This window comes from Novosphingobium sp. EMRT-2, from assembly GCF_005145025.1.
In the GTDB taxonomy this organism is placed as follows: domain Bacteria; phylum Pseudomonadota; class Alphaproteobacteria; order Sphingomonadales; family Sphingomonadaceae; genus Novosphingobium.
Map to the genome: position 1 here is coordinate 19,545 of NZ_CP039695.1, position 13,276 is coordinate 32,820.

A 13,276-nucleotide genomic window follows, 5' to 3' on the forward strand; every position below is an offset into this window, starting at 1 on the left:
CGCCACAGCCCCGATCAGCCCCCCCGAAAGAAGGGGAAAAAGATCGCCACCGGTTGTCTGGTCCGCTCTCCGGTCGGGGCTACGCCCCTCCCTACGATCAGCCCAGACAACCGATCCTACCGGCCATCATAGTTGCCGCTCAACCGGCCATCGTAGTTGTCGCCACGCACGCTCGCATCCGGACGCGAGCGGGAATCAACGCCGACAAGCACTACAGCGATGCGCAGAAGGCTGCCCTGAACGAGCAGGTGGAATACCTTGCTGAGGCGGAGCGGCAGAGGATCGAATTCCAGAAGCGCGCTGAAATCGAGCGTGACACCGCAGACCTCGCTGACCAGCAATACAACATCCAGCGGGATGCATTGCAGGCGCAGGGTGATCTTGCCGACAGCGCTGCTGAACGAAAGCGTATCGCGCTCAAGATCATTGATCTAGAGGATCAGTACCAGCGATCGATGCTGGAGACGGTCAAGAACTCGCAGACCGCCAGCGATGCGGAGAAGCGACGCGCAGAAGCAGCGCTTGCGGCGCTGGACGGGCAAACCGCAGCAAAGCGCACCTCGGCGTCACGCGCTAACGAAACGCCTCTCGAATCGTACCGTCGCAGGCTCAATCGATCGTCTGATGCCATCAACGAAGATGTCGAGGGATATGTCGTCGATGAACTCAACAGCGTCCGCGACAGCATCCGCAGCGCCGTGGAGAAGCAGATCGGGATCAAGGACCCTCTGATTTCCAGCCTGCTGAACCTGCTGATCGAAGACGTGTTGATGAAGCCTATTGCCGCTGCGCTGGACAAGGCGCGTGCCGCAAGCGGTTCCAGCGGTATTCTCGGAGGGCTTTTCAGCGCCGTTGGCTCCATTTTCGGCGGCGGCTCCGGCATCGGCACCGGGGCAACGAGCTTTGCCTCTACCACAGCATCCTTGCGCGCCGAATTCGGCCGCGCCTCAGGCGGTTACGTCAACGCCGGACAAGCCTACCGCGTGAACGAGGCCGCCTCTCCGGGGAGGGTGGAAGCCTTCGTCCCGCAGGACAGCGGCAAGATCATCCCGCTCGGTCAAATGAGCGCCATTCGCCCCATGGCCGCGCAGTCGGCAGCCCCGGTGGCGATCAAGCTGTCCCTGACCGAGGACCTGGACGCGAAGATCGACCAGCGCGCGGCGGGGGTCGCGGTGGAAGTCCACAAGCAGGCGTTGCCGCAGACGGTGAAGGCCGCTGCCGATTACACCATGGCGCGAGCAAGCCGGCCGCGAACCTGACGGCAAAGGAAACACGATGCAGAATCCCACAAATGACGCCAGCCTGGCGATAGCGCAGAAACTTCAGGTCGACGCCGGGGAGGTGGCGGGCATAGTTATGGAATGGTTCATGGCAGCCGCTGAGCGGGAAGGGCGTCCAGTTAACCAATCCGACATAGGGGAATTGATTGCCCTCTTTCTCGCCGCCGCATGGGAGTGCGCAAAGAGGAATCTATCGGATGATCCTGTCGCCGGAGCTACCCGGTATGCGAATCTACTCCGCAGCCATGCTGACCACATAGAACAATGTTCTGGTAATCGAACCGCGTAAGTAGTTTATCCGGTCCAGACCATGAGCAGCCGCGAGATTGCCGATCTCGTAGAATCGCGGCACGACAGCGTGAAGCGCGCGATGGAAAGGCTGGCGGAAAGGCGTCTGATCAGCTTTACACCATTGGTGGAAACCTCCCACGATGGTGCTGGCGCCGTCGAGATCGGCGAATGGGTCGGGTGAATCGCCTACCTAAGCCAAGCGCTCAAGCCCAGCCTCGACGAGCCGGCGGATGGCTTCGGCCCGAGGTAGATCATTTTCCGCCGCATATTCATCCAACCTGCCGAGTAATGGCTGCTGTACGCGAGCCCGAATTTCTTCGCTCTCAACTGATGGCCTGCCTCGTGGTTTTTTGCGCGCATTAATTGTTGACATGCATGTTTTATACGCGCATAAAATGCGGGCGGCAAGAGAGATTGAGCCCTCTCACGCCGCCCTAACCGCAACCGATCGCATGGAGATCGTCATGGCTAACAACGTAGTACCCTTTCCGGGGTGCGCTGCCAATGTGCCGCAACCCCTCGTCCCCGCCCTGGGTAAGGTGCCCAAGCCCAATACGCCGGAGTATCGCGAATGGTGTGATCGGGCGCGTTCGATGTGCATGGAACGCTGGGCGAGGGGGCTGTAATGACCATCAACGCCACTAATGTGCCCGTTGCGCACACCCTTAATCCCGCAATCTTCCTCGCCGAATTTGTCGACCTTGGCGGCGGCTACTGCCTCACCCCCGACGGCAAGGTCCGCCTCGCTGTCTTTTGTGTTGATGGTCATGAGGATGGGCGCGACGAGGCTCTTCAACTCATTCGCCATCTGACGCCCAACGATCTCGCAACAATCAGTTCGTACTTGCGGATGACTGCCTGCCAGCGAGTGCTGGCACCAAGCCCGACAAACATCGCCTGTAGCCTTTCGTCTGATCCGGCCTGGGCCGAACTTGCCGCCGATCTGCGCGCGAAATTTGCGGCGTGGCTGGCTGCGATTGACGTGGAGCAGGAAGCCGATGGTGCTTTCGATGCCGCTGCGGCCGGTCTGCCGCCACAACCGGTCAAGCCCGGTTCTGCTATAAATGGCGAGATTCGGGACGCTAATGACGCAGCGGAATTCATGGCCAAATGGGATGAATACGAACGCGATTACGCCGCCTGGAAAGAGCAGCGCGCGGAACTTCGGTCAAAAATCGTTGGTCCGGCGAAAGCCGAATATGACCGTACCCATGCTGCCTATTCGGGCGCACTCAATACCCTGATGTCCTACCGCACCAACAACCTCCGCGATCTTCGCGAAAAGATCGAAATCATCATAGCAGACTATGACGGATCGCCGATCGCACATGAATATGTGCGCGACATCCTCGCCGATGTTTCCCGCCTAGCTGGGGAGGAGTGAGTCATGGGTCTGGTCCATGATATTGCAGCTCGCGCTGCCTATGCGACCGTAGCGCTCGGCACGTTGGGCACGTGTCCCATATGGGATGCCGCCGTCTCAGCCTATCTTTGCAGGCTTACGTTGCAGAACGCCGACGCGGAGTTCGGCTCGCTGGCGAAATCGATAGATGAGACCACACGGCTATCGATGAGCATGAAACAGCGGCATGGCGAGCGCTGGTGCGAAAATCCCGCCCTCGCCGACACGCGGTCTAGGATTGCCCGTGAAGATTTGGCGGCCAACGATCAATGGACAGATGATTTCTGCCGTCCGCTCTGGCGCGCTGCCAATGAGTTGGCGGCAACGCCCGCGCCGACGCTGGCGGCCGCCACATTCAAGGCCTTGATGATCGAATACGAGGAGGTCTGGAACGATACTAACTTTTCTGCGGACTGCATGGACATCCTGCAAGCCGATTTCAGCCGACTGGCCGGCGACGCGTAGGCCATGGCCACGCTTCACACCATGGGGAGGCCTTCGGGCCTTCCCTTTGTTGGCTGTCCCAGTCCCCAGACTGCTGACGAATGTCGATCCCGGGAACGGCGCTGCCGACCACTCTGCATGTGCATTCCGTGTGTAATCGAGCATGGCATTACACGGAGAGTCACGGAATGTTCTCAGAGGGGAACGGATCGTGAAATCCGCCAAGCGGCGGCGAGTCGGGAACGCTGCGGAATTGGCCGGTACGTTGCACGGTTAGACTGTAAATCTGCCCGCGCAAGCGTACGCTAGTTCGAATCTAGCCCTGTCCACCACCGCTGCTTCTTCTCGTCGATCCGGTCGTGAAGCGCCGTAGCCGGGCTTAATGCCCGGTTCGCGTAACGTGTTCGCGATCCCGGCGTTTTCACATGACCGGGCACGCTCAGGACCGCTTGCCCGGAACCTGCCCTTGCCGCCTTGCGCGCCAACCCGTAGATGAGCCCCATGCCCGGAGATATTCTTGACAACCGCGGTCGCGGCAGCGCCGGCTGGAGCTGGCCAGCCATTCACCCCGAAGGACGCAAGTTCGCGCTTGTTTCCGCCGCGCTCAGCCTAGGCAGCGCGGTCATGGCGTGGGAGACGCTGGCCTGGCCGCTGGCGTTCCTGACCGTCGGCATCCTTGCCTTCTTTCGCGATCCCTTGCGGGTCACGCCGCGCGACGACCGATTCGTGGTGTCGCCCGCCGATGGCCTGATCACGCTGATCCAGAAGGTGCCGCCGCCGCGCGAACTGACCGCCGATGACGGAACCGGCGCTAATGGCATGGCGGAAACGCCGGTAACGCGCGTGTCCATTTTCATGAGCGTGTTCGACGTTCACATCAACCGGTCGCCGATTGGCGGCACGATTCGCCGCGTGGTCTATATTCCCGGCAAGTTCCTCAATGCCGATCTCGACAAGGCCAGCGAGGAGAACGAGCGCCAGCATTTCCTGGTCGAGCGCAGCGATGGCGTGCAGATCGGCTTCACCCAGATCGCCGGCTTGATCGCGCGCCGCATCGTGCCGTTCGTGAAGGGCGGGGACATCGTCGCCGCCGGCCAACGCGTGGGCTTGATTCGCTTCGGTAGCCGCGTCGATGTCTATCTGCCCGAAGGCACCGAACCCAAGGTGCTGATGGGACAGCGGGTGGTCGCCGGGGAAACCGTGCTGGCCGAGATCGGACAGGCGCCGATGATCGAGGGCGTCAGCCAGTGACCTCCGGGCCTGCGCCGTCTGCGGAGCCCGAAGAGACGTTTGACGTGAACGGCGAAGCTCTGCCGGACGGTGAGGACTTCGGCCGCACCAGCCTGCCGCGTGGATTGACCCTGCGCGCGCTGGTGCCCAACGCGATTACCTCTGCCGCGCTCTGTTCGGGGCTGACCGGCATCCGCTTTGCCATCAACGGCGATTTCGAGCGCGCGGTGATGGCGGTGATCGTCGCGGGCATTCTCGATGGCATCGATGGACGCGTCGCGCGGATGATGAAGGCGCAGTCGCGCTTCGGCGCGGAACTCGATAGCCTCTCGGACGCGATTTCGTTCGGCGTCGCGCCTGCCCTGATCCTCTACCTGTGGTCGCTGCAGACCGAGCCGCGCTTCGGCTGGTTTGCCGCGCTGGCGCTGGCGGTGTGCTGCGCGCTGCGGCTGGCCCGCTTCAACGCCCGGATCGACATGGCGGACCAGCCGCACAAATCGGCTGGGTTCCTCACTGGTGTTCCCGCTCCGGTGGGGGCGGGGCTCGCCATGCTGCCGCTATACCTGTGGATTGCCAGCGGGCGCGAGGAGTTCCGCTACCCGGTTTTCGTCGGAGTATGGGCGGCGCTGATTGCGTTCCTGATGATTTCCAACATGGCCACGCTGGGCTGGACCGCATTGCGTCCGCGTCGCGCCATCCGCCTGGAAGTGATCGCGCTGTTCGGGCTGGTGATCGCCGCGCTGCTGACCGAACCGTGGTTGACGCTGGTGGGTATTTGCGGAGTCTATCTCGCGCTCGTGCCGGTTGGCGTGGTCCGCTATGCGCGCGTCAGGCGGCTGCGCGGCGGGCAGGGACGATCCGCCGTTCCGCCGTCCGCCTGATCGCACGGAGCGGCGCGCGGCGCGGGCCGCATCCCGCCGCAGGCGCGGCCGTTGGCAGGTCGGACACGATGCTCACGCGGTATTCCCGCTGTGCCACATCCGCGCGCGCCTGGCGCAACAGGCCACGGACCGCACCGGCCTGCGCGGTTACGGTAGCCCCGATCGCACCGATGGCCAGAAGGCCGGCGCCGGCAAACAGCAGCGAGACAAGAACACCAAGCATGACAACCAGCCTTTCGACCCTTGTGTCCCCGGCCAAGGTTCGCCTTGACAGCCTGTGGACATCATGTGGATAACTCGGAATGTGGTTAACGGTTCCTTACCGGATGCCGTAATAGCCCTTATGTTCTCTTTTTGTTCTGATTCGTCAAGCGGAAAATGCCGTGCGGCGTTTTTCGCGTGCGATGGGCGGAGGCAAGGAACACGCGGTGAAGCACTGTCCTTCGCGTGAGATCCGGCCGGTCGAGTGCCGCAAATTCCCGGTGGATTTCTCTGCGAACTTGCTCTAAGGGCGCCAGCGCCGGACGGTGCGGGGGCAGGTGCCCTTTGCATGAGAGACGGTAATCCACACGGGAAACGCACATACCGGTGCCACGGCGGGATCTCCGCCAGGTTCCAGTTTCCCGGAGGCTAGAACCGGAAAGGAAATACCTATGGCGGCTCCTGTCGTCACGATGCAGCAGCTTATCGAGGCCGGCGCGCACTTCGGCCACCAGACCCATCGCTGGAACCCGCGGATGAAGCCGTACATCTTCGGCGCCCGCAACGGCATCCACATCCTCGACCTGTCGCAGACCGTGCCCCTGTTCGCGCGCGCTCTCGATTTCATCTCGGCCACCGTGCAGGCCGGCGGCAAGGTGCTGTTCGTCGGCACCAAGCGCCAGGCGCAGGAGCAGATCGCGCAGGCCGCGCGCGCTTCGGGCCAGCACTTCGTCAACCACCGCTGGCTGGGTGGCATGCTCACCAACTGGAAGACGATCAGCCAGTCGATCAAGCGTTTCAAGGCGCTGGAGGAACAGCTTGCGGGTGACACCGCCGGTCTCACCAAGAAGGAAGTCCTGCAGCTGACCCGCGAACGCGACAAGTTCGAGCTGTCGCTGGGCGGCATCCGCGACATGGGCGGCATTCCTGACGTGATGTTCGTGATCGACGCCAACAAGGAAGAACTGGCGATCAAGGAAGCCAACGTGCTGGGCATTCCGGTCGTCGCCATTCTCGATTCGAACGTTTCGCCCGAAGGTATCGCCTTCCCGATCCCGGCGAACGACGACGCCAGCCGCGCCATCCGCCTCTACTGCGAAGCGGTGGCCGCCGCCGCCACCAAGGGTGGCCGTGACGCCGCCCTCGCTTCGGGCGCCGACCTCGGCGCGCTGGACGAGCCGGTGGCCGAGGAAGCCGTCGAGGCCTGAGCCTCGCCGGTGCGCGGTCGATGATCGGGGCGGCCCGCATGGGCCGTCACCGAATTGACCCGGACAAGACTTACGGGCCGCAGCGGATTGCTGCGGCCTCACCCGTTTCAAGAACAGAAGGATCAACGCGATGGCTTATACCGCCGCTGACGTGAAGAACCTGCGCGAGCGCACTGGCGCCGGCATGATGGACTGCAAGAAGGCGCTGGACGAATCCGGCGGCGATTTCGAAGCCGCGGTCGACGCGCTGCGCGCCAAGGGTCTGGCTGCCGCCGCCAAGAAGTCCAGCCGCACCGCGGCCGAAGGTCTCGTCGGCGTGGCCGTTGCCGGCACCAAGGGCGTGGCCGTCGAAGTCAACTCGGAAACCGATTTCGTCGCCAAGAACGACCAGTTCCAGGACTTCGTGCGCAAGGCCACCGAAGTGGCGCTGAACACTGCCGCGGCCGATGTCGAGGCGCTCAAGGCTGCCGCCTATCCCGATGGCGGCACGGTTGCCGACAAGCTGACCAACAACGTCGCCACCATCGGTGAGAACCAGCAGCTGCGCCGCATCAAGCACGTTGCCGTGACGAACGGCGTGGTCGTGCCCTACATGCACAACGCCGCCGCGCCGAACCTTGGCAAGATCGGCGTGCTCGTCGCGCTCGAATCCGAAGCCGGCGCCGATGTGCTGGAGCCGCTGGGCAAGCAGATCGCGATGCACATCGCCGCCGCGTTCCCGCTGGCGCTGACCGCCGATGATCTTGACGCCGAACTGATCGCCCGCGAACGCAAGATTGCGGCCGAAAAGGCGGCGGAAAGCGGCAAGCCGGCGGAAGTGCAGGCGAAGATGGTCGACGGCGCGGTCTCGAAGTACGCCAAGGAAAACGCGCTGCTTTCGCAGCTGTTCGTGATGGACAACAAGACCCCGATCGCACAGGTCGTGGAGCAGGCGGGCAAGGCCGCCGGCACCAAGATCGCGCTGGTGGACTATGTCCGCTTCCAGCTTGGCGAAGGCATCGAGAAGGAAGAAAGCGATTTCGCCGCCGAAGTCGCCGCCGCTGCCGGCATCAAGTAAGGTCTGAACAGCACGTCCCCGCGCGGGCGGGGGAAGGCGTCGCCGGTATCGCTCCGGCCCGTCCTCCCCGCCGGCGCGGGGATCGCTGTATGCGGCCGCCACCATGGCCGGCCACGCCACCCTTGGCAGCGCGGTCCATCCGCGTATAAGGGCCGCGTTTACCCCCGTTTGCGAGTACCCCGTTCCCATGAGCCTCCCCAAGTTCAAGCGCATCCTGCTCAAGCTTTCGGGCGAGGTGCTGATGGGGAACCAGCAGTTCGGCATCGATACCGATTTCGTCGATCGCCTGGCCGCCGAGGTAAAGGCGGTGAAGGATACCGGGGTCGAACTGTGCCTCGTGATCGGCGGAGGCAACATCTTTCGCGGCATGGCCGGCGCGGCCAAGGGCATGGACCGGGCGCAGGCCGATTACATGGGCATGCTGGCCACGGTGATGAACGCGCTGGCGATGCAGTCCTCGCTCGAAAAGCTGGGCGTCCACACGCGCGTGCAGTCGGCCGTGCAGATGGACGCGGTGTGCGAGCCTGTCATTCGCCGCCGTGCCGAACGCCATCTGGAAAAGGGCCGTGTGGTGATCTTCGCCGCCGGCGTGGGCGCGCCCTATTTCACCACGGATAGCGGCGCGGCGCTGCGGGCGGCCGAAATGCAGTGCGACGCGCTGCTCAAGGGCACCAGCGTGGACGGCGTTTACGATGCCGATCCGAAGAAGAACCCCGCGGCAAAGCGTTATGAAACCGTGGATTATGCCACCGTGCTGGCAAACAACCTGCAGGTGATGGACGCCAGCGCCGTGGCGCTTTGCCGCGATAACCAGATTCCCATCGTCGTTTTCTCGATCCGCGAGCAGGGCAATCTTGCCCGTGTGCTGGCCGGTGAGGGGACGCAGACCATCGTGCAGAAGGAAGCCTGACCATGGCCAAGTATGACAAGGCCGATCTCGAACGCCGGATGAAGGGCGCGGTTGAATCGTTCAAGAGCGATCTTTCGGGCCTGCGCACGGGCCGCGCCAACACGGCGCTGCTCGATCCGATCACGGTCGAAGTCTATGGCGCGCATACGCCGCTCAACCAGATCGCCACCGTTTCCGCGCCCGAACCGCGCCTGCTCTCGGTACAGGTCTGGGACAAGTCGAACATTGGCCCGGTGGAAAAGGCGATCCGTTCGGCGGGTCTCGGCCTCAACCCGATCAACGACGGCAACAACCTGCGCCTGCCGATCCCCGACCTGACCGAGGAGCGCCGCAAGGAACTGGCCAAGCTGGCCAGCCAGTACGCTGAAAAGGCGCGCATCGCGATCCGCAACGTCCGTCGTGACGGTATGGAAGCGCTCAAGGCCGACGAGAACAAGAAGGAAATCTCGGAAGACGAGCGCAAGCGCGCCGAAGCCGACGTGCAGAAGCTGACCGACGAATACATCAAGGCGGCCGATGAAGCCGCCGCCCAGAAGGAAAAGGAAATCCTGGGCAAGTGAGCGCGGCGGTCGCCCCGAAAAACGGGTCGGGAGATACCGGTTGCGCCGCGCGGCACGTCGCCATCATCATGGATGGCAACGGACGCTGGGCGAAGAAGCGCCTGTTGCCGCGCGTGATCGGGCACAAGCGCGGAGTGGACGCGGTGCGCGAAGTCGCGCGCGCCGCGCGCGACATGGGGCTTGAAGCGCTGACGCTCTACGCCTTCTCGTCCGAGAACTGGAAGCGCCCGGCGGACGAGATCGCCGACCTCATGGGGCTGCTCAAGGCCTTCATCCGCAGCGATCTGCAGGAACTGATCGACAACAACGCGCGGCTCAGGATCATCGGCGATTATCATGGGCTTGCGCCCGATATCGTAGAGCTGGTCGAAGATGCCATGGCGCGCACGGCGGCGAACACCGGCACCACGCTGGCGATCGCGCTGAACTACGGATCGCAGCAGGAGATCGCACGCGCGGCGGCGCGGGCCGCCGCCAAGGGTGCGATCACGCCCGAAGCGATCGAGGCCGAACTCTATACCGCCGATCTGCCCCCGCTCGATCTGCTGATCCGCACCTCGGGCGAGGTGCGGCTGTCCAATTTCCTCCTGTGGCAGGCTGCCTACGCCGAAATGTGGTTCACCGACGTGCTGTGGCCCGATTTCACGCCCGAGCACCTGCGGCAGGCGCTGGAGCAGTTCTCGACCCGCGAGCGGCGCTTTGGCGGCCGCTGATCCTTCCGCCGAAGGCGCTGCCACGCCGCCCCGGCGGAGCGACCTGCCATTGCGCATCGCCTCGGCCGTGGTCATGCTCGCCATCGCGGGCCTGGCCATCTGGCGCGATGGAGTGGTGCTCGATTGCTTCATCGCGCTGGTCGCTTTCGCCGCCTATGGCGAATACGTCATGCTGGCGAGCCGGATCGCGACCGACCCGGCGCGGCTGGGCGCGGCGGCGATCACCGGCGCGTTCTACATCGGCTGGGCAGCGCTCGCGCTGATCGTCATGCCCACGCCGCTGTTGATCGCGGTGATCGGGCTGGTGATCTGCACCGATACCGGCGCCTACTTCTCCGGGCGCGCGCTGGGCGGGCCGAAGATCGCGCCGAAGATCAGCCCTTCCAAGACCTGGGCGGGTCTTGCTGGCGGCATGGCGGCGGCGGGCATCTGGTTGGCGCTGGTCACGCTTTCGGGCGGATACATGCTCTCGGCGCTGGGGCCGACCGGGCCGAGCCTGAAGCAGGCGCTGGCGATTACCAATTTCGGCATGGCGGCGCTGGCCGGCGCCGGGCTGGCGGTGGTGGCGCAGGCCGGCGATTTCTATGAAAGCTGGCTCAAGCGCCGGGCCGGCGTGAAAGACAGTTCGCGCCTGATCCCCGGCCACGGCGGCGTGTTCGACCGCGTCGATGGCTTGTTGCCGGTGGCGATCGTCGCGGGAACGGCCTGGGCGATGGGACTTGGCGGAGGAGCCTGAGATGACCGGACAACGCACGATTTCGGTTCTGGGCGCGACGGGTTCGATCGGCGCTTCCACGCTCGATCTTGTCCGCCGCAATCCCGATGCCTTCCGGGTGGTGGCGCTGACCGCGAACGCGCAGGCGGCGGAACTGGCGGCGCTGGCGCGCGAATTCCGCGCGGACGTGGCGGTCGTGGCCGACGAGGCGCGGCTTCCCGAACTGCGCGAACATCTCGCCGGATCGGGCGTGGAAGCCGCGGGCGGGCCGGCAGCGCTGGTGGAGGCGGCCGCGCGCGGCGCGGATATCACCGTGGCGGCGATCGTCGGATGCGCGGGCCTTGCGCCCACCATGGCGGCAATCGAACAGGGCAAGGTGATCGCGCTGGCCAACAAGGAAGCGCTGGTTTCCGCCGGCGAGGTGATGACCGCGGCGGTTGCCCGGACCGGGGCTACGCTGCTGCCGGTCGATTCCGAACACAACGCGATCTTCCAGTGCCTGCAGGGCAACGATCCCGCCAACGTCCGCTGGATCACGCTGACGGCCAGCGGCGGCCCGTTCCGCGATTGGCCCGCCGAACGCCTGGCACGGGCCACCCCGGCCGAAGCGGTGAAACACCCCAACTGGTCGATGGGCGCCAAGATCAGCGTCGATTCGGCCACGATGATGAACAAGGGGCTGGAGTTCATCGAGGCGTTCCACCTGTTCCCCGTGGGCGTGGAGCGGCTGCGCATCATCGTTCACCCGCAATCGATCGTGCATTCGATGGTCGAATACCGGGATGGGTCCACGCTGGCGCAGCTCGGCCCTTCGGACATGCGCGTGCCGATCGCGTCCGCGCTCGCCTGGCCCGCGCGGATGGACACGCCCTGCGCGCCGCTCGATCTTGCCGCGATCGGTGAACTTACCTTCCGCGCGCCCGACGAAACCCGCTTTCCCGCCACCCGCCTTGCGCGCGAGGCGGTGACGGCGGGCGGTTCCGCGCCGGCCGTGCTCAACGCCGCCAACGAGATCGCCGTCGCCGCGTTCCTGGCCGGTCAGATCGCGTTCACCGATATTGCGGAGAATGCGGCGCGCGTGCTCGATTCGATGAACGATTTTTCCGCTCCGGGCTCGCTGGACGATGTTATTCTGGTGGACCGCGCCGCACGGGCCAGAACGCGTGAAACGATGGAGCTTGCGCACTGATGCCCACACCACCGCTGCACGATCCGGGGATCCTCGTGACCCTGCTCGCCTTCGTTCTCGTGCTCGGGCCGCTCGTGTTCATCCACGAACTGGGGCATTACCTTGTCGGCCGGCTGTTCGGCGTGAAGGCGGAAAGCTTTTCGATCGGGTTCGGCAAGGAACTGGCGGGGTGGACCGACAAGCGTGGCACGCGCTGGAAGCTGTCCGTCCTGCCGCTGGGCGGCTACGTCCAGTTCGCGGGCGACATGAATCCCGCAAGCCAGCCCGATCCCGCCTGGCTATCGCTGCCCGCCGCTGAGCGCGAGCGGACGTTCCAGGCCAAGCCGCTGTTGCAACGCGCGCTGATCGTGCTGGCCGGGCCGGTGACCAATCTGGTTTTCGCGGTGCTGATCCTGGCGGCGTTCAACATGATCGATGGGCGTGTTGTTGCCTCGCCGGTGGTGGGCGTGGTCCAGCCGACCTCGGTGGCCGACAAGGCCGGCCTGCGCGCGGGCGACCGCGTGGTGTCGCTGCAAGGTGCGCGCATCGACGATTTCCTGCAAATCCGCATGGAAGTGTCGCAGCACCCCGCCGAACCGCTGGATCTGGTAATCGAGCGCGACGGCAAGCAATTGCCGATGCAGGTCACGCCCGAAGCCAAAGTGCTGTCCGATGCCTTCGGAAACGAACAGCGCATCGGTTATCTGGGCATCGGCCCGGCCCGTTTCGACGTGGTGCGCGCCGGTCCGGTGGATGCCGTGGCCGACGCGGTGGGGCAGACGCGCGACATCATCGGCATGATGGTGACCGGCATCGGCCAGATCGTGACCGGCCGGCGCGAGGTGAAAGAGCTGGGCGGGCCAATCAAGATCGCCAAGTATTCCGGCGAGCAACTGGTATCGGGCTGGCGCAACTACGCATGGTTTGTCGCGCTGATTTCGATTAACTTGGGGTTCATTAATCTGCTGCCAATTCCGGTGCTGGACGGAGGTCATCTCGCTTTCTACGCCGCCGAGGCGGTGCGCAGGAAGCCGGTCAGCCGGCGCGGCCAGGAATGGGCGTTCCGCACCGGGTTGGCCTTTGTTGTCGGTTTGATGCTCTTTGTTACGATCAATGACGTTGCGTCGCTGAAAGTGTTCGGAGGGTAGGGGAGACAATCCGGTCGCGGGGGCCGGATTTTCCACAATTTGCGGGGCGATCGAACGCTTGGACAGCC

General features: G+C 64.4%; 16 protein-coding genes and 1 tRNA gene. 15 read left to right on the plus strand and 2 right to left on the minus strand.

Going from position 1 to position 13,276, the window contains the following annotated elements:
* Positions 1–53 precede the first annotated feature (53 nt).
* Both FA702_RS00125 and FA702_RS22960 read left to right on the plus strand, forming a co-directional pair.
* On the plus strand, positions 54–1,259 hold the full coding sequence (locus tag FA702_RS00125) for a hypothetical protein (protein WP_136954509.1): 1,206 nt from the start codon (positions 54–56) through the stop codon (positions 1,257–1,259).
* A 331-nt stretch (positions 1,260–1,590) separates the two neighbouring features.
* On the plus strand, positions 1,591–1,752 hold the full coding sequence (locus FA702_RS22960) for a hypothetical protein (protein WP_210417568.1): 162 nt from the start codon (positions 1,591–1,593) through the stop codon (positions 1,750–1,752).
* Between the two features lie 9 nt (positions 1,753–1,761).
* On the opposite strand, the gene FA702_RS23495 is transcribed toward FA702_RS22960, so the two are convergent.
* Positions 1,762–1,944: a ribbon-helix-helix protein, CopG family gene (locus tag FA702_RS23495; protein WP_136954510.1), complete on the minus strand. Its 183-nt coding sequence runs from the start codon at positions 1,942–1,944 to the stop codon at positions 1,762–1,764.
* A gap of 252 nt (positions 1,945–2,196) precedes the next feature.
* Here FA702_RS23495 and FA702_RS00140 point away from each other — a divergent pair, with 252 nt between their 5' ends.
* The 5 genes from FA702_RS00140 to FA702_RS00155 all read left to right on the plus strand — a co-directional run bounded on the left by FA702_RS00140 (position 2,197) and on the right by FA702_RS00155 (position 5,528).
* Positions 2,197–2,955, plus strand: a complete 759-nt coding sequence (locus FA702_RS00140; protein ID WP_136954511.1) for a hypothetical protein — start codon at positions 2,197–2,199, stop codon at positions 2,953–2,955.
* Positions 2,956–2,958: 3 nt separating this feature from the next.
* Complete coding sequence (locus FA702_RS00145; protein WP_136954512.1) at positions 2,959–3,438, plus strand: hypothetical protein; 480 nt, start codon at positions 2,959–2,961, stop codon at positions 3,436–3,438.
* Positions 3,439–3,656: 218 nt separating this feature from the next.
* Positions 3,657–3,749 (plus strand) — tRNA-Tyr (locus FA702_RS22640).
* Between the two features lie 169 nt (positions 3,750–3,918).
* Positions 3,919–4,668, plus strand: coding sequence for a phosphatidylserine decarboxylase (locus FA702_RS00150; protein WP_136954513.1), 750 nt, complete (start codon positions 3,919–3,921; stop codon positions 4,666–4,668).
* A gap of 44 nt (positions 4,669–4,712) precedes the next feature.
* Positions 4,713–5,528 carry a phosphatidylcholine/phosphatidylserine synthase gene (locus FA702_RS00155; RefSeq protein ID WP_168195959.1) on the plus strand — a complete coding sequence of 272 codons (816 nt, stop codon included), beginning with the start codon at positions 4,713–4,715 and terminating at the stop codon, positions 5,526–5,528.
* On the opposite strand, the gene FA702_RS00160 is transcribed toward FA702_RS00155, so the two are convergent.
* Positions 5,476–5,751, minus strand: a complete 276-nt coding sequence (locus FA702_RS00160; protein ID WP_136954515.1) for a hypothetical protein — start codon at positions 5,749–5,751, stop codon at positions 5,476–5,478. The two genes, FA702_RS00155 and FA702_RS00160, sit on opposite strands and share 53 nt — an antisense overlap.
* Before the next feature lie 430 nt (positions 5,752–6,181).
* Between FA702_RS00160 and rpsB the strand changes: the two genes are divergently transcribed.
* The 8 genes from rpsB (at position 6,182) to rseP (ending at position 13,208) form a co-directional block, all read left to right on the plus strand.
* Positions 6,182–6,937: a 30S ribosomal protein S2 gene (gene rpsB / locus FA702_RS00165; RefSeq protein WP_136954516.1), complete on the plus strand. Its 756-nt coding sequence runs from the start codon at positions 6,182–6,184 to the stop codon at positions 6,935–6,937.
* 130 nt (positions 6,938–7,067) lie between these two features.
* The gene (tsf, locus tag FA702_RS00170; protein WP_125955971.1) at positions 7,068–7,994 is read left to right on the plus strand and encodes a translation elongation factor Ts; all 927 of its coding nucleotides are present in this window, start codon (positions 7,068–7,070) and stop codon (positions 7,992–7,994) included.
* Between the two features lie 187 nt (positions 7,995–8,181).
* On the plus strand, positions 8,182–8,904 hold the full coding sequence (gene pyrH, locus FA702_RS00175; RefSeq protein WP_136954517.1) for a UMP kinase: 723 nt from the start codon (positions 8,182–8,184) through the stop codon (positions 8,902–8,904).
* Between the two features lie 2 nt (positions 8,905–8,906).
* Positions 8,907–9,464, plus strand: coding sequence for a ribosome recycling factor (frr, locus tag FA702_RS00180; RefSeq protein WP_136954518.1), 558 nt, complete (start codon positions 8,907–8,909; stop codon positions 9,462–9,464).
* A gap of 68 nt (positions 9,465–9,532) precedes the next feature.
* On the plus strand, positions 9,533–10,177 hold the full coding sequence (uppS, locus tag FA702_RS00185) for a polyprenyl diphosphate synthase (protein WP_136957171.1): 645 nt from the start codon (positions 9,533–9,535) through the stop codon (positions 10,175–10,177).
* Positions 10,164–10,913 carry a phosphatidate cytidylyltransferase gene (locus FA702_RS00190; protein ID WP_255504647.1) on the plus strand — a complete coding sequence of 250 codons (750 nt, stop codon included), beginning with the start codon at positions 10,164–10,166 and terminating at the stop codon, positions 10,911–10,913. The genes uppS and FA702_RS00190 overlap by 14 nt, the downstream gene beginning before the upstream one ends.
* 1 nt (position 10,914) lies before the next feature.
* Positions 10,915–12,081, plus strand: a complete 1,167-nt coding sequence (locus tag FA702_RS00195; protein WP_136954519.1) for a 1-deoxy-D-xylulose-5-phosphate reductoisomerase — start codon at positions 10,915–10,917, stop codon at positions 12,079–12,081.
* Complete coding sequence (rseP, locus tag FA702_RS00200) at positions 12,081–13,208, plus strand: RIP metalloprotease RseP (RefSeq protein ID WP_136954520.1); 1,128 nt, start codon at positions 12,081–12,083, stop codon at positions 13,206–13,208. Before FA702_RS00195 ends, rseP begins: the two co-directional genes overlap by 1 nt.
* Positions 13,209–13,276 lie beyond the last annotated feature (68 nt).